This window comes from Chryseobacterium artocarpi (assembly GCF_001684975.1).
Classification (GTDB): Bacteria; Bacteroidota; Bacteroidia; order Flavobacteriales; family Weeksellaceae; genus Chryseobacterium; species Chryseobacterium artocarpi.
Genome location: NZ_MAYH01000045.1, coordinates 238,964 through 254,487, shown reverse-complemented (window position 1 = coordinate 254,487; position 15,524 = coordinate 238,964). Strand labels below are relative to the sequence as shown.

Below are 15,524 nucleotides of genomic sequence, written 5' to 3'. Positions count from 1 at the left end.
CTTTCACGGTTTTTTTATTTTTGAGAATTAAAATTTATTCCATTATGGAGCTTCAATCTATAGACTTTACTGCAATTATTAAGCAAAACGGAGAAATAAATGCCGCATTTGTAGAATTCCCATTTTCCACAGAAGAACTGTTCAATAAAAAAGGGTTGGTAAAAGTGAAGGCAATATTTGATCATAAAATCAAATATCGTGGAAGTCTTGTCAAAATGAAATCTGATTGTCATATTTTAGGCATAACACAGGAGATCAGAAAGAAACTTGGAAAAACTTTTGGAGATGAAATAATTGTCTCACTTATTGAGGATAAAGAAGAACGAATTGTTGAAATTGCAGATGACATTACCATAATCTTTAATGATAATCCGGAAGCCAAATTATTATTTCATAAGATGAGCTATACTCACAAAAAAGAATATATCCGCTGGATAGAAGAAGCAAAGAAACCGGAAACCAGAGAGAACAGAAAGACCAAAATGATACAAATGATCTTGGACGGAAAAAAGGGAGTTTAAGGGTTTACTCCCTATATTTTTTTACTATGCATTCCAGAATTCTCTGTCTAAGCTTCTATATTGGATTGCCTCGGAAATATGATGAGAAAGTATCTTTTCAGATTCTTCCAGATCAGCAATGGTACGGGCAACTTTAAGTATTCTGTCGTATGCTCTTGCTGAAAGATTAAGTTTTTCCATGGCTAATTTTATAAGCTGTAAAGAGGTTTCATCTAATTCACAAAAAGCCTCAAGTTCTTTAGGTCCTATCTGTGCATTACTGCTTATATTGAGATTTTTATATCTTTCATTCTGAATTTCCCTAGCTTTTAAAACACGTTTTCTTATATCTTCGCTCTTCTCTCCTTTTCTTTTCTCAGACAACTGTTCAAACTCTACTTTCTGAACTTCAATATGAATATCAATTCTATCAAGAAGCGGTCCGGAAAGCTTGTTCATATACCGTTGCATTTCGTACACGGAGGAAGTGTTATTGGGATCATCCGGGAAAAATCCACTCGGACTAGGGTTCATTGAAGCAACCAACATAAAACTTGCCGGATAGTTAACGGTAAATCTCGCTCTTGAAATAGTGACCTCCCGATCTTCCAGCGGTTGACGCATTACTTCCAAAACAGTTCGTTTAAATTCCGGCATTTCATCCAGAAACAAGACTCCGTTATGAGCCAGAGAAATTTCTCCCGGTTGGGGATAACTTCCCCCACCAACTAATGCCACGTCTGAAATCGTATGATGAGGTGCTCGATAGGGACGTACTGTCATCAATGAAGCTTCCGTTCCTATTTTTCCTGCTACGGAATGTATTTTTGTCGTTTCCAAAGCTTCTTTCAAGGTCAAAGGAGGTAAAATACTGGGAACACGTTTTGCCAACATTGTTTTTCCACTTCCGGGAGGACCTATTAAAATAATATTATGACCACCAGCAGCAGCTACTTCCATGGCTCTTTTTGCCGTTTCCTGTCCTTTAACTTCTGAAAAATCAAAAGGGAAATTATTGATCTTTTCATGAAACTCTTTTCGGGTATCCAGAATAACTTTATTAATAGGCTTTCCCTCATTAAAAAAGTCTATCACTTCTTTAATATTCTCTACTCCATATACATCCAGATCATTGACAATAGCTGCTTCTCTGGCATTTTGAATGGGTAGAATTATTCCTTTAAAACCTTCTTCTCTCGCCTGAATCGCTATGGGTAAAACCCCTTTGATAGGCTGAAGGCTTCCATCAAGAGAAAGCTCACCCATAATAATATAATTTTGAATTTCTTCAGCAAGAATCTGGTCTGAGGCGGCTAAAATTCCAATAGCTATACTTAAATCATAAGCAGAACCTTCTTTTCTGAGGTCTGCCGGAGCCATATTAATCGTAGTTTTCTTTCCGGGAATTTTATAACCAACGTTTTTCAATGCGGCAGAAATTCTGTAGCTACTTTCTTTGATTGCATTATCGGGAAGTCCTACCAAATGATAGCCTACGCCTCCGGTATCTACATTTACTTCAATGGTTATAGTCTGTGCAGCAACTCCATGAATCGCACTGCCGTAAATTTTAATCAGCATAATGTGTTTTTGAAGTAAAAATAATGAATATACTATTTTAAAATAAAGACAATTAAATGCATAATATTCTATCCTACAATAAATTATAAAAATACTTTTAAGAAAAATGAAAATTAGAAAATCCTATCGTGGATTTAATATGAATAGAATATTCTCAGTAATAGAAAAAAGAAAACCACTGCAAATGCAATGGCTTTATATTTATTTCGTGGCTATACCTAGTTATTACAATTAGCTACAAATAAAGGTTTGGATAATTTTTTTACAGCAACTTGTGCTTGTGAAGTACCTGTAATTTTATCAAATTTCATCAGGACATCATTATAGTGAAAATCATCGCTTTTATAATTCAGTCCCTTTACCGGAACAGCAGGATTTACGTAGACATTTCTTTGTTTATCGTATTTGTAGCTCGCTAAATCTATTTTTTCAGTCATATCATCATTCATATTGTAGGCATTATTGACCAGTTTATAATCTGCATCAAATGCCATGTCAAAAGATTGGTTCAGAAAATTCAATTCCTTTTCATCGGAAAGTTCTTTTTGAGAAGATTTCTTTAAGGGCTTTTCTGATCCTTCATTCATTTCTGATAATCCTTGTTTTGTTATTTTAAAAATAAAATCATTATAATAAAGGCTATCTTTCATGTATTGTACAATAAAATCGTTGTACTCACCAGTGGGAAAATTATACATTAACTTCGGAATATCTACCCCCCTTCCATTTTCATAATTTTGTTCTTCCAATAATGTTATTGCAGGCAATTTTTCTTTAAAAATATGAACATTAGGGTAATCCATACAATTGGCATCATCATTAAAAAGCGGCTGCATTTTATCCGGGAACTCTCCTACTAAAATATTACTTCCAACACCGTCTCCCATGAAACTCATTCTCATCCCTTTTTTAATATCAGGATTCTTTCGGGCGTAAACGTAAAACTTTGCATCAGGGTTTTTAGGTTTAAGATGAAGAATATCTTTTTCAACAGTCCATGTTCCTTTGATCAGGGTTCCATAAGCAATAACTAAAAATGTTTTATTCTTATTGATCACAAAAGCCGCTCCTTTGGACTTATAAACACCGTCAAAGTTTGACGTATTTTTCTGAGCATACATCAGCATGCTGCAAAATACCATGAGAAATAAAAATACTTTATTAAAATTCAGTTTCATCGTTTTAATATTTTGATAAATATCGTGAAAAAACTGAAATGAATGATAACTAACGATATACACTTAATAATATTCTTTCAAGAATTCTTTCATAAAGTCTCTTATTATTTGTCATAATTTCGCCCTCTCCCATCACGCCATCCGTTAATGTAATATGATTATCAGAAGGCGAAATGGCAAGATCTATCAGGTATCTTTTTTCTTCTCCATTCGTTGTTTTCACAAGGTTTCCTACATACGAAACTTTCAAAACTTTACCTTTTATAGAGCCATATTCTTCATGTGGGAAATTATTAAGTCTTATCAAAACATCCTGATTTTCCTTAATTTTTCCCATCCCAAAATCTGATACCAGCATCTGCCCGTTCATTTTACTTGAGATAGGGACTACAGCAAATATAGGCTCCTGATGATTAATAAACTGACTGTTTTTCAAGAAGCTCAAATATTGTACTCTCCCGTGAACAGGAGCAGTAATGAGGTAAGTTCTTCTCCATGATCTAATTTTATTCACCAGATCATTGTAACTATTATACAGATCAGATGCCAGTTTTTCCGTCTTTTCTGTCTTTAAAATTAAAGCCTCATTGCCTTTACTCTTTGTACTCAATATTTCCTGATCCAGCTTATAGATATCCTGTTGTGTCGCATTCTTATATTGTCTTGAATTCAAATAATTTTGCTCCGTATTTTCATATTGTTCCTGGCTGATTACGAGAGATTGTTTTAATAGGGAATCTCTTTTTACTTTATTATGAGCAAGCTTATCGTTTTTATTCAATATATGGATTCTTTGCTGCTGTAGTTGAAGCTGTTTCTCCTGCTTCTGAGCAAGATCACTCAATAATTGATACTGCTTATCATACAATTTGTTTTCTGCAAAGAATATATATTGTTGCAACGCATTCATAAAGGTAAAGTAACTGCTGTTTATTTCTCCAAGATGAACAATTTTAGGAAGTGTATTGTAATAATGGGTATAATCCATTTCTGAATTAAAAGCTAAAATCGTTTTCTCAAGCTCTATAAGCTCATCAAATGTTGATTCATTTTCAATATAAGCAATCACATCTCCTTTTTTTACGATCTCATGGTCTTTTTTAAGAATTACGATAGGTCCGTGATAGCTGGCAACCAGGTTTAAAGAAGGGTTATCTGCAATGATAGTAACTGACCCTTTATATGAATCCGGATATCGTATACTGAATACTCCTATGAGGATCATAATTAACAGGATACTAATCAGCGTAAATATTTTAATATTGATACTACTGGGAATCTTTGAAACCAAAAACGTGATCTCTTCCGAATTAGTTTGTTTCAACTTCTGTGTATAATTTTTCAGCTCCATTTAAAACATTTATTTGACTTTCAAACAATAGATAATAGTATCCTTTTTGTTCCATTAAAGTTTGATGATTTCCTTTTTCAATGATTCTTCCATCTTTCATTACAATAATCTGATCTGCATTTACAATAGTACTGAGACGATGTGCAACTACCACTACTGTTTTATTGATAAAAAGCTTGGAAAGAGAATTGACTATTTTTTTTTCATTGATAGAATCCAATGCATTGGTTGCTTCATCCAGAAAGACATACTTTGGATTTCTGTATAATGCTCTGGCAATAAGTATTCTCTGCTTCTGTCCTCCGCTGATCCCTCTGCCATTTTCTCCTATTTTCGTTTTATAACCTAGCGGCATATTTTCAATTTCCCCAGTCATATTGGCGGCACTCACCACTTGTTTTAACAGCTCATAATCAACATCCTCTGCATTCATAACAATATTATTGAGAACAGTATCATTAAAGATTTTCCCGTCCTGAAACACACTTCCACACTGATTACGCCAATGAGAAATATTAATATGTTTATAGTTCATATCTCCTATTTTCACATCTCCTGAAGATGGTTCATACAGTCTTAACAATAGCTTCAGAATGGTAGATTTTCCACTTCCGCTATCTCCTACGATAGCTGTTATCTTTCCATCCGGAATTGTAAAATTTAAATTTTGAAGCACATAAGGCTGTCTTGGTGAGTATTGAAAATAAACATTTGAGAAACGAAGTGCCCCTGAAGAGAACAGCAGCTCATTATTATTGTTCTCATTTTGATCTTCATCATTCAATGATTTTATCTCGCGAATCCTGTTAAAACTAAGCTTAGCCATCTGAAAGCTCAGAAAAAACTGTACAAGCTGCTGAATCGGTCCATTAAGTAAACCTAAAATCATCTGTATTGAAATCAGTTCACCCAACGTCATCTTGGAATCAATGACCAGCATGGCGCAATAAAATGTAATACTCACATTTTTAAGGTTATCAATCACCTGTGCTCCAGAATTCTGTCTATTCGTAATAGACTGCATCTGAAGGTTTTGTTTAAAAATTTTGGCTTGAATCTCATCCCATTTTAATTTTCTTGCGGTTTCATGGTTATTGATCTTGATTTCCTGAATATTATTGATTGTTTCAATCCAAAATCCCTGATCTTTGCCCATTAATGCAAAGTAGTTCATATCAACCTGCTTTCTTGCCTTAAAGAATAGAAATATCCATACAAGATAAGTTATGGTACCTCCCATAAAAATCAGAAAAACAGGAACATTATAGATCAGCAACACCAATATAAATGCTGAAAATGATAACAAAGAGAAGATAATATTAAGAGAGTTTCCCATAATAAAGCTTCGGATACGCTCATGATCATGTGCTCGCTGTAAAATATCTCCCGGATGTTTATTTTCAAAAAAGCTGAATGGCAATCTTAGTAGTTTTGCCAGATAGTCTGAGATAATGTTCACACTCACTCTATTTGAAACCTGAAGAATGATCCAATCTCTGACAACGGTTGCAAAAAAAGAACACACGATGAGTGCCAGATTTGCCAGAAGAATCATCTCTATAAACTTAAGATCTCTTTTACTTACTCCAATATCAATCACGGATCTCGAAATAAATGGTAAGAACAGGTTTAATACTGTTATTATACCCATTACGAGCAGTAATAGGAATAATATTCGTTTATAATTTGAAAAATATTTTAAGAAATCAAACAGACCGTTTTTTTGTTCAACACTTTCCTCTATGTTGATCGTCTTAAAATGAGTTGAGGGTTGTAATAAAAGAGCAACTCCTTTATTATTTTCTTTAAGCCATTTTTTTTGAAAAGCTTCTAATCCGTAAACGATTTTTCCTTTTGCCGGATCGGATATATAGATTTTATTGCTTTTAATTTTATAAAGAACTACAAAGTGGCTTTCTCCCCAATGAAGGATAACCGGCAGATTTATCTGTGTCTTTAAATCATTTACGGTACATTTAACGGCATGCGACTTTAGTCCTATTTTATCTGCGGTGTAAATCAAATCCGCAAGTGAAACGCCTTCTTTCGTCACACTGCATAATTCTCTTAAAAATTGAAGTGAGTAAAATCTTCTATAGTGTTTGGCTACTATTTTCAGACATGTGGGACCGCAATCCATTTTATCATACTGCCTTTCCTGCGGAAATCGTCTTATCATTAGTTTTTTTTGCAAAATAAGGACACTAAAAAACACCAAAAAACCCTTTACCAGAGATTTAAAGATATGTTCACAGTCCATTAATAAAAAGAATTTCTACATGTCATAGTTTTGACCCGACCATAAAAACAGGAAACGATTGAAATACATGAAGAATTATATTATTATACTGGCAGCCGGAAAAGGAAACCGATTAGGAGCCGAAATGGCAAAACAGTTTCTCCCATTGAATGGCAAGCCTATCCTTATGCATACTATTGATAAATTCATCAATAATCTACATCATAACTTTGAAATTATCCTCGTCCTTAACAAAGATGATATACAAATATGGAAGAACTTTTGTGAACTATTCAATTATGACCATTCATTCAGAATTGTGATAGGTGGCAAGGAACGTTTTCATTCTGTAAAAAATGCTTTGGATACTATTGAAGACCCACATTGTTACATCGGAATTCATGATGCAGTAAGACCTTTTGTAAGTAAAAAAGTGATCAATGCAGTTTTTACTGAGATAAGAGAGCATGACGCCGTTGTTCCTGCTGTATCAATGATTCCAACAATCAGGAGGATAAATGAAAAAGGTAATATGGGGATGAATCGGGATGAATTTAAAGTCATTCAGACTCCTCAGGTATTCAGATCCGAGGTGATAAAAAAAGCTTACGAAACCTCTTACCAATCACATTTTTTTGATGATGCCACAGTGGCTGAATATTCCGGTTACACGATAAAACTCATCGAGGGAAATGAAGAGAATATCAAAATAACCCTTCCTATAGACTACATAACTGCTAAAGCATTAAAAACTAAAACCCCAGAATATGATATTCCAAATTAATAAAGACTCTGTATTTCTTCATAATGATCATGAAATTATTGAAATTTCCTCAGACATCCCTTTACAAAAGAGCAATACCCATTATCATACTGAAAAGTATGGCTTCGAAATGTGTCCGCAAGATATTCAAAACTATTCTGCACATATATTTATTTGGGAGTATATTTTAAAACACAATATTGAAGCTCCTTGCGTTATCATCGAAAATGACGTAAGATTAAATTGCACTTACAAGACAATTGTTCATGAGACAGAATCTACCTCCAATGATTGGGATATTGTAATTCCTTACAATAAACTGAATGTAGAAAATGATTTAAAGAATGAAATATTCCCAAGTAGGCTTGGGTATTATTGGGGCAGCTATTTTTATATTGTTAATGGTAAAAATATTGAGAAATTATTATCTCTAAAAGTTATCAGACAGCCTGTAGATGAGGAAATTCTTGAAGCATCATTCAATAATACCTTAAAGACTCTTCTGATAGATACGGATTGGTTTGAGTTTAATGAAAAAAAATGTCCGGTATATCAAAATCGAAGTTCCTTCTTCCTTGAAAAAATACAGGAGATTAATGTATGGGAAAGCAATCATAAGGAACAGGCTATTAGCATCATGACTTATTTAGCCAATAAATCAAAAGAACTTAATTTAAACCTTTTTGCCCATGCAGGTACATTATTGGGAATTGTAAGACATGAGGATATCATGCCTTGGGATGATGATGTAGATCTATGTATGGATGAACAAGAAATTCAGACTCTTCTGGATGCGGTTCAAGAAGAAAATATTATAAAATATACTAAAAGCATCTGGCATAAAACAGGATTCGAATATTATAAATTCTTTTATGAAAATGGTGAATACAAAAACGGGTATGAATACACCTTCCCGTTTGTAGATATCTGGTTGCTTTTTCATAGAGAAAATTCGTTCATTACTTCTGATGGATATGAAGCCTATACAAGCGATTATCTTCCTGGAAAAGAATATTGTCTTCATCAGGCTCCTCTCCTGCTTCCTCAAAATCACGAATCAATTTTGAACAAAATGTATAAAAACTGGGACAAATACATAAAGGTCTTTTCATGGTCCCACAGACAAAAAGAAAATTCTATTGACAGCATTATTGCTCCCATTAAAACAGATAATACGGGAAAACTGATTACTTACTGATAATAACCTTTTTTAAACTTTTAAATAAATGAGAAACTCAAACGTAGTAGAACTCAACAGCACATTAGAGCTGTTGAATGAGAGTGAATTGTATTCATTCAAAGGCGGACTTGCCGGAGGGCAGAGTGAAACCGAAATCCCTGAAGTTATTATTCCAGCTCCAGATCATGGTGGCAATGACGATGGCGATGGCGGATTCGATGATGGAAGTAATCCTCCAGGATGGAATGATGATGATCCACCGGGATGGAACGATAATGATGATCCATTTCCACCAGACGGAGGTGGTATTGATGATAATAATACCCCACCTCCACCCAATAATCTTCCAGGAACTCTTCCTGCAATGTGCCAACAGGACCCAGATTCAGGAAGTTGCGCTGTAAGAGCTTTGGATTGGGTAGGTAAATATTTAGGCGTTTCAGGTTTAAATAAAGATGATTTCGCTGAATTTTTCGGAGCAAAAACACCTGCAGAAGCCTTCAATACTTTTGAAATAGGTCCCGGAACAACTCCTTCACAATATCATACGGCTATTAATTCTTTCTTTACCAGTACTAATATCTCGTCACCAACGGATATAAACATCCATGTAGGACAGGGACATCCTGTTTTAACAACATTAATAATGCCGGATGGAGGTCTTCACGCAACAGTGATCACAGGAATAGATGTATCTACCGGTATGGTAACAATGGCAAACTCATTGGCTGGTGGAGGTTTTGAAACCGTAGCATTCAGTTCTCTTAATATTGCAGGTCTCAATGCGATCACAGGTGTTCAAAATAACAGTGTTGTAACAAAGTACACCTCTGATACCGGAGATTGGTGGACTCACTGTAGTATTTATTAATCTCGTATGATGTATAAAAAAGTCATATCAATAGTATTTCTGTTTATTGTAGTAAGTTATAACGCACAGCAAGAGCATAATCAACCAGCTGTTGAAAAGCTTACCAAACTACAGAATATCAACAATATTGATGCTCAATTAGCAGATATAAAGGATTTTTATGATTCTTATAACCGCTATGGGAAAGACATGTCTAAGGCAATGATGATGTTGAAAAAGACAATGGATGATGCCAGCATTACTCCTTCTGATCAAAAAAAAATTGTAAAAGCTCTTCAAAAAAAGATTGCCCGAAATAAGTCTCGTCAGGAAAAAATAGACTTTAGTGCAAAGCAGGTTGTCTTTGGAGATGTATTTTTCTATGATATTTTAGAACAGAAGTTACAAAAGGAGAATTTAGACTCGTTATACAACATCATCTTTGAAAAAAGAAATAAAGCCAATAGTGCAGTACGAATTATCACTGATAATTTTTACCAGCTAAGGCAAAATAAAATCATCGACTCTTCATTTAATAACTCCAAAGAATTTATTACTTCTATTTTACAACAGAAATAATAAAAAATGATCGCCATTTTCGCCCTCCAGCTTATTGGAGGGCTTTATTTTATATTTTCGTCTACTTATTTTTCATTATTACCGTTTTTGATCTAAGTCAAAGTTTTGCTTTTCCTTGCTCTATAATTTTGCGCCATAATAAAAAAACATGGCAGAACTTGAAAAAATTATATGGATTTCTATTATTCTGATCGTCATTATTTCGGTAAAAGAAAAGCTGAAATTGGCGCTTCCTCTTTTACTTCTTTTGGCGGGGCTTATTTTAAGTCTTACAAGATTGGTTCCATCAATAGATATGAGCCCGGAAATGATTTTCTATGTTGTTTTACCGCCAATTTTGTTCGATGCAGCATGGAATACTTCAATTCCTGAGTTTAAAAAAGAATTCTCTAAAATATCTCTTCTTGCAGTAGGGCTTATTTTTCTTACAACTACAATCATTGCATTGATCGCTCATACGATCATTCCCGGGTTTTCATGGTCATTGGCATTTATTCTAGGTGCTATTATTTCACCTCCGGACGCTGTGGCAGCCACAAGTATTACCAAAGGACTTCCATTGCCTAAAAAATTGGTTACCATTCTTGAAGGAGAAAGTCTGCTGAATGATGCTTCTGCTCTGATTGCTTATAAATGTGCCCTGATTGCTATTGTAAGTGGTGTTTTTTCTTTTCGTGAAGCGGGATTTCAGTTTGTGACAATCAGTTTAGGAGGAATAATCGTTGGCCTTGCCATCGGATACGTTTTCCTTAAACTTCACAGATTTCTTAATGGAAACAGTAACGCAGAAACTTTCGTGATTATCCTCTTACCTTTTGCTACGTATAGTATGGCAGAGCATCTTGAATGTTCAGGTGTTTTGGCGGTTGTTGTTTTGGGAATGTTTCTTTCATGGAATTCATTTTCTCTTTTCAGCTCCAGCAGCAGAATACAGATGAGTCATTTTTGGGATGTTATTGTCTTTGTGTTGAACGGATTGGTATTTCTTATTCTGGGAATGCAGCTTCCTCAGATCATTGCAGATATTCCGCATTCAGATATTCCGATTCTCATTTTTTATGGCTTGCTTATTTTTGGGGTTTTAATCATTATCCGTCTGTTTGTCATCTGCACTTTCCCATTATTCTCTGTGAATCAGGTAAAAAAGGACGCTGGATTTCTATCGCAGGCAAAGAAAGAATATATCATTTTATCCTGGTCAGGAATGCGGGGTGTTGTATCACTGGCTGCCGCACTGGCAATGCCACTATATGATGACAATGGTATTTTAATTGGGCAAAGAAGTACCATCCTCTTTATCACCTTTGTGGTTATCATTTTTACTTTGTTGATTCAGGGTTTGACTTTGCCTAATCTTATAAAACTTGTAAAACCTGCTGAAGAAGAGGAAAAGAACGAAAAAGAGCTGAACATTCTTCTGATTGATCAATCCCTTTTATACCTAAAAAGCATGAATGGAAGTACAACAATGACAGATGAAATTGTAACCGGAATGATTGAAAAACTGAAAAAAGAGGAAACTGAGCTTTCCAAAAATGAAATATCTCAATCTACCGACCGTATAGAATGGCGAAAAACCTATTTCAATATTGAGCTTCAGCTGATAGAATTTCAAAGAAAGGAACTTATTAAAAATTATTACAAAGGTGAATATTCACTTGAAGTAATCCGCAAAAAAGAGTGGGAATTAGACTTTTGGGCAACCACAGTACATCATGAAATGGAAACCCTGGAATATAAAAAGTAGATATTTTTTTACTTTTTTAACCTAAGTCAAAGTTTTTCATTTTCGACATGCCCAACTTTGCAGCATCAAATTAATCCTCCGTAAGGAACGATATCTTATAAATCTTCCTTTACATTATTAAAACAAACACACTTAATCATTTAACACATATAATTTAAATATTTACTTATGGAAAATATGTTGAAAATATTTGGCGAAAATTCCAAAGAACGAGTAGAAAACGCAATTCAGGAATTACAATCCGGGAAAGGTGTTTTATTAATAGACAACGAAGACCGTGAAAATGAAGGTGACCTTATTTTCTCCGCAGAAAACATGAATGTAGACGATATGATCCAGATGATACGGTATTGCAGCGGAGTTGTTTGTCTTTGTCTTACCCATGAAAAAGCTGATGAACTGGAACTCCCATATATGGTAACAGATAATTCGAGTCCTTATCAGACTCCTTTTACGGTTTCCATAGACGCAAGAGAAGGTGCTACTACAGGGTTGTCTGCCATAGACAGAATTGCGGCGATCAAAGCAGCCTGTAATGTAAATGCTAAACCCGAAGATCTGGTTCGTCCGGGACATATTTTCCCTTTAAGAGCACATGAAAACGGTGTATTGGGCAGAAACGGGCATACCGAAGGAAGTATAGATCTGATGCGTCTTGCAGGGTTAAAACCCATGTCCGTCCTCTGCGAGCTTATGAACGACGACGGAACAATGTCCAGATTTCCGCAGATTGTGGTATTTGCTCTCAAAAATGATCTTATGATTCTGTCTATAGAGGATATCATTCAATACAGACTTCATCATACAACAAATAACAAAGTAAAATTTGAGCTTTTCCAATAAAAATTGATTAGTATGAACTCAACCGAAACAAAAAAAATACGCTCAGTGTTTCATGTGAAACATAAGGAATATCTTACGCCGCATTTCATCAGGGTTATTTTCGATATAAATGATAATCAGGCAGAAATGCTCACTCATGTAAAATCTGGTTCAAATAACAAAATTTTTATTCCTAACGGAGAACCTGATTCTTTAGGTATCGTAAGGACGTATACCAACCGTAAAATTGACCTTGAAAAAAGGGAACTGAGCATTGACTTTGTAGCTCACGGAGACAATGGTCCTGCATCAGCCTGGGCATTAAAGGTACAGGAAGGAGATTTTCTGGGTATAGGAATGAAAGAAAGCACAAGACCTTTGGTTCCTGAAGCAGATTCTTATCTTTTGGTGGGTGATGCTACGGCGCTTCCCGTTATCAGTGCTATTGTAGAACAACTTCCCCCAGGTGTGGAAGCTAAAGTGATCATGGAGATCTTCGGAAAGGAAGACGAAATCCTCTCCTGCTCAGCTGCCAACGTGGATATTGAATGGATTCATAATCCTACTCCGGAAAAAGGAAGCCGGATTGCAGAAATAGCTAAAAGATTTGAATTCCCGGAAAAAGCACAGAAAAAGTACGTGTATGTAGCAGCAGAATATACTACAGTGAAAGAACTTCGGGAATATTTCAAAGCAGATGAATCTCTTGATGCAAGATCTCTACATGCCGTTTCTTATTGGAAAGCCGGTGAATCTGAAGATCAGGCTGGGCTTCATAAAAAATAATCTTCTGAAGGTCGTTTTTTAACCCAAGTCAAAGTTTTTATCCTTCAGGTAACGGAATTTTGCAACATCATTTAAATATAAACTATGAACATTCAATCTATTGTCATTGCCCTGGATGAAAGCGATTTTTCTCCAAGAATAGCTTCCCGGGGCTTTGAACTTGCCGTTTTTTTCAACGCTACTGTAGAATTACTGCTCGTAAGGAACAATACCGCCATTATCAATGCCTCATTAGCCAATACTTCCATAGAAAATGATGACACCATGGAAAGACAAATGAGTAACATCAGACAGGTTACCCAAAAATATCATCTTGTAGAACATTCAACAACAATACTGAACGGAGATCCTCAGGAACAGATTATTCAATTCATGACTCACAGCAACGCAGATCTGTTGATTGCAGGCACTCACGGAAGAACAGGAATTGATCATTTAATAAGTGGCAGCATTGCGGAATATATCATTCGTCACTCTACCATTCCCGTATTGGTTATCCCTTATAACCACGAAACACACTAAATCTCACTCATAATAACTAACCCTAAATAAAGCAAGCCAATCGCCTGCCTGGCGGAGCTATGCCTTACAACAATGAAAACATTTATTCATCCATTACAACTTCTCTGGAAATCACTCCTGATATGTATAGGTACAGGTATCGGGATTTCCGGAGTATATGCTCAAACCCGTTTGCTTACCTTACATCAAACCGTGGAAATGGCTCTTTCCAACAGCAACACTCTGAAAATGAAACGATCTGCTGTAGAACTTGCCATCAATAAATATAACCAGGTCAAAGATCAGTCACTTCCTACGGGAAGCGTCAGCGGAACATTTTCTCACACAGAAAATATTGCGAACCATATCAAGCTGGGATCTCTTGATTGGATACTTCCTAAAAGAGCCGAATCCTATGTAGGAAATGCTTCACTTAATGAAACTGTTTTCAATGGTTTTAAGCTGAAGTATGCAAGACAGTCCACCCTACTCCTTTCTGAAATTGCGAAAACAAATGTAACTCTTACCGAGGATGAGGTGATCTATACTGCCGTTCAGATGTATTTTGATCTGTACAAAATCTCTCAAAGCCAAAAAATTGTACAGCAAAACCTGACTGCAGTTGATAACCTTATCCAACAATCCGAGCAGTTTTACCGCTATGGTATCGTGACTAAAAATGATGTCCTGCGTTTTAAACTTCAAAGATCGGGAATAGAAATCACCGCTTCAGACCTTGAAGCCAATCGCAAAATCGTATGCTATAACATGACAGTCCTTCTGGGACTTCCGGACAACCTTGACCTCCAGACAGATTCGGTCCTTTTAAAAGAAGAAACGCCTTTTTCACTAGAACAATATCTTGAAATGGCATTTTCCAAAAGAAAGGAATTGGAACAGAACGCATTACAGTCTCAGATTCATGATTTTTCTTTTAAATCTCTGAAATCCGATGAGTTACCTAAATTATCCATAGGTGCTGGGATGGGATACAATCATGCCGGTTCTACATTTATTCCTTCCAACGGAACTTTTATCGCTCCGTTTTCTTTGGGAGCAACGGTTTCCTGGGATTTTTCCACCTTGTGGATGAATAAAAACAAACTCTCTGAAATTCAAATCAATAAAAAGCAAACATCAATAGAGAAGAATATCTGGGCAGACAGAATCCGTACAGAAGTAAACCAGGCTTATCAACTGTATGTAAGGGCTTTGAATAAAGTAAATCTTCTCCACTCTTCCATAGAAGAAGCAACGGAAAATGACCGTATGCAGGCAGACCGCTACAAAAATAATGTCACCACAGTCACAGACCGTATTGATGCAGATGCTAAACTTTATCAGGCACTTACGGACCTAGAAATTGCTCGCGCAGATGCTTCTGTTGCATGGTATAACCTCCTGAAAGTTTCAGGAAAAATTTCAACGATTACTCAATAATATCAAT

The 15,524-nt window shown here is 35.5% G+C and carries 14 protein-coding genes; 10 read left to right on the top strand and 4 right to left on the bottom strand.

The window, feature by feature from the left end:
* The first annotated feature begins 44 nt into the window (after window positions 1-44).
* On the top strand, window positions 45-521 hold the full coding sequence (locus BBI01_RS15990) for a YdeI/OmpD-associated family protein (protein ID WP_065395646.1): 477 nt from the start codon (window positions 45-47) through the stop codon (window positions 519-521).
* Window positions 522-545: 24 nt separating this feature from the next.
* Here BBI01_RS15990 and BBI01_RS15985 read toward each other — a convergent pair whose 3' ends face one another.
* The 4 genes from BBI01_RS15985 to BBI01_RS15970 all read right to left on the bottom strand — a co-directional run bounded on the left by BBI01_RS15985 (window position 546) and on the right by BBI01_RS15970 (window position 6,789).
* Complete coding sequence (locus BBI01_RS15985) at window positions 546-2,081, bottom strand: YifB family Mg chelatase-like AAA ATPase (RefSeq protein WP_065395645.1); 1,536 nt, start codon at window positions 2,079-2,081, stop codon at window positions 546-548.
* Window positions 2,082-2,299: 218 nt separating this feature from the next.
* Entirely contained in the window at window positions 2,300-3,259 is a 960-nt protein-coding gene (locus tag BBI01_RS15980) for a hypothetical protein (protein ID WP_065395644.1), read from the bottom strand.
* A 49-nt stretch (window positions 3,260-3,308) separates the two neighbouring features.
* A complete protein-coding gene (locus tag BBI01_RS15975) occupies window positions 3,309-4,610 on the bottom strand; it encodes an HlyD family secretion protein (protein WP_065395643.1) in 1,302 nt (433 codons plus the stop codon).
* Complete coding sequence (locus BBI01_RS15970) at window positions 4,570-6,789, bottom strand: peptidase domain-containing ABC transporter (RefSeq protein WP_065395642.1); 2,220 nt, start codon at window positions 6,787-6,789, stop codon at window positions 4,570-4,572. Before BBI01_RS15970 ends, BBI01_RS15975 begins: the two co-directional genes overlap by 41 nt.
* 148 nt (window positions 6,790-6,937) lie before the next feature.
* Here BBI01_RS15970 and BBI01_RS15965 point away from each other — a divergent pair, with 148 nt between their 5' ends.
* The 9 genes from BBI01_RS15965 (at window position 6,938) to BBI01_RS15925 (ending at window position 15,517) form a co-directional block, all read left to right on the top strand.
* On the top strand, window positions 6,938-7,633 hold the full coding sequence (locus BBI01_RS15965; RefSeq protein ID WP_065395641.1) for a 2-C-methyl-D-erythritol 4-phosphate cytidylyltransferase: 696 nt from the start codon (window positions 6,938-6,940) through the stop codon (window positions 7,631-7,633).
* On the top strand, window positions 7,617-8,810 hold the full coding sequence (locus BBI01_RS15960) for a LicD family protein (RefSeq protein ID WP_065395640.1): 1,194 nt from the start codon (window positions 7,617-7,619) through the stop codon (window positions 8,808-8,810). Before BBI01_RS15965 ends, BBI01_RS15960 begins: the two co-directional genes overlap by 17 nt.
* 28 nt (window positions 8,811-8,838) lie before the next feature.
* Entirely contained in the window at window positions 8,839-9,663 is an 825-nt protein-coding gene (locus BBI01_RS15955; RefSeq protein ID WP_065395639.1) for a hypothetical protein, read from the top strand.
* Window positions 9,664-9,669: 6 nt separating this feature from the next.
* Complete coding sequence (locus BBI01_RS15950; RefSeq protein ID WP_123862159.1) at window positions 9,670-10,221, top strand: hypothetical protein; 552 nt, start codon at window positions 9,670-9,672, stop codon at window positions 10,219-10,221.
* Window positions 10,222-10,369: 148 nt separating this feature from the next.
* Window positions 10,370-11,968 carry a Na+/H+ antiporter gene (locus BBI01_RS15945; protein WP_065395637.1) on the top strand — a complete coding sequence of 533 codons (1,599 nt, stop codon included), beginning with the start codon at window positions 10,370-10,372 and terminating at the stop codon, window positions 11,966-11,968.
* A gap of 168 nt (window positions 11,969-12,136) precedes the next feature.
* Window positions 12,137-12,811, top strand: a complete 675-nt coding sequence (gene ribB / locus BBI01_RS15940; protein WP_065395636.1) for a 3,4-dihydroxy-2-butanone-4-phosphate synthase — start codon at window positions 12,137-12,139, stop codon at window positions 12,809-12,811.
* A 12-nt stretch (window positions 12,812-12,823) separates the two neighbouring features.
* Window positions 12,824-13,576, top strand: coding sequence for a siderophore-interacting protein (locus tag BBI01_RS15935; RefSeq protein ID WP_065395635.1), 753 nt, complete (start codon window positions 12,824-12,826; stop codon window positions 13,574-13,576).
* 84 nt (window positions 13,577-13,660) lie between these two features.
* On the top strand, window positions 13,661-14,098 hold the full coding sequence (locus BBI01_RS15930) for a universal stress protein (protein ID WP_065395634.1): 438 nt from the start codon (window positions 13,661-13,663) through the stop codon (window positions 14,096-14,098).
* A gap of 72 nt (window positions 14,099-14,170) precedes the next feature.
* Window positions 14,171-15,517, top strand: coding sequence for a TolC family protein (locus BBI01_RS15925; protein ID WP_065395633.1), 1,347 nt, complete (start codon window positions 14,171-14,173; stop codon window positions 15,515-15,517).
* Window positions 15,518-15,524 lie beyond the last annotated feature (7 nt).

Excerpts from the sequence above, each read along its gene's own strand:
- BBI01_RS15990 (WP_065395646.1), top strand. The coding sequence starts at position 45 with ATGGAGCTTCAATCTATAGACTTTACTGCAATTATTAAGCAAAACGGA.
- BBI01_RS15985 (WP_065395645.1), bottom strand. The coding sequence starts at position 2,081 with ATGCTGATTAAAATTTACGGCAGTGCGATTCATGGAGTTGCTGCACAG.
- BBI01_RS15980 (WP_065395644.1), bottom strand. The coding sequence starts at position 3,259 with ATGAAACTGAATTTTAATAAAGTATTTTTATTTCTCATGGTATTTTGC.
- BBI01_RS15975 (WP_065395643.1), bottom strand. The coding sequence starts at position 4,610 with ATGGAGCTGAAAAATTATACACAGAAGTTGAAACAAACTAATTCGGAA.
- BBI01_RS15970 (WP_065395642.1), bottom strand. The coding sequence starts at position 6,789 with ATGATAAGACGATTTCCGCAGGAAAGGCAGTATGATAAAATGGATTGC.
- BBI01_RS15965 (WP_065395641.1), top strand. The coding sequence starts at position 6,938 with ATGAAGAATTATATTATTATACTGGCAGCCGGAAAAGGAAACCGATTA.
- BBI01_RS15960 (WP_065395640.1), top strand. The coding sequence starts at position 7,617 with ATGATATTCCAAATTAATAAAGACTCTGTATTTCTTCATAATGATCAT.
- BBI01_RS15955 (WP_065395639.1), top strand. The coding sequence starts at position 8,839 with ATGAGAAACTCAAACGTAGTAGAACTCAACAGCACATTAGAGCTGTTG.
- BBI01_RS15950 (WP_123862159.1), top strand. The coding sequence starts at position 9,670 with ATGATGTATAAAAAAGTCATATCAATAGTATTTCTGTTTATTGTAGTA.
- BBI01_RS15945 (WP_065395637.1), top strand. The coding sequence starts at position 10,370 with ATGGCAGAACTTGAAAAAATTATATGGATTTCTATTATTCTGATCGTC.
- ribB (WP_065395636.1), top strand. The coding sequence starts at position 12,137 with ATGGAAAATATGTTGAAAATATTTGGCGAAAATTCCAAAGAACGAGTA.
- BBI01_RS15935 (WP_065395635.1), top strand. The coding sequence starts at position 12,824 with ATGAACTCAACCGAAACAAAAAAAATACGCTCAGTGTTTCATGTGAAA.
- BBI01_RS15930 (WP_065395634.1), top strand. The coding sequence starts at position 13,661 with ATGAACATTCAATCTATTGTCATTGCCCTGGATGAAAGCGATTTTTCT.
- BBI01_RS15925 (WP_065395633.1), top strand. The coding sequence starts at position 14,171 with ATGAAAACATTTATTCATCCATTACAACTTCTCTGGAAATCACTCCTG.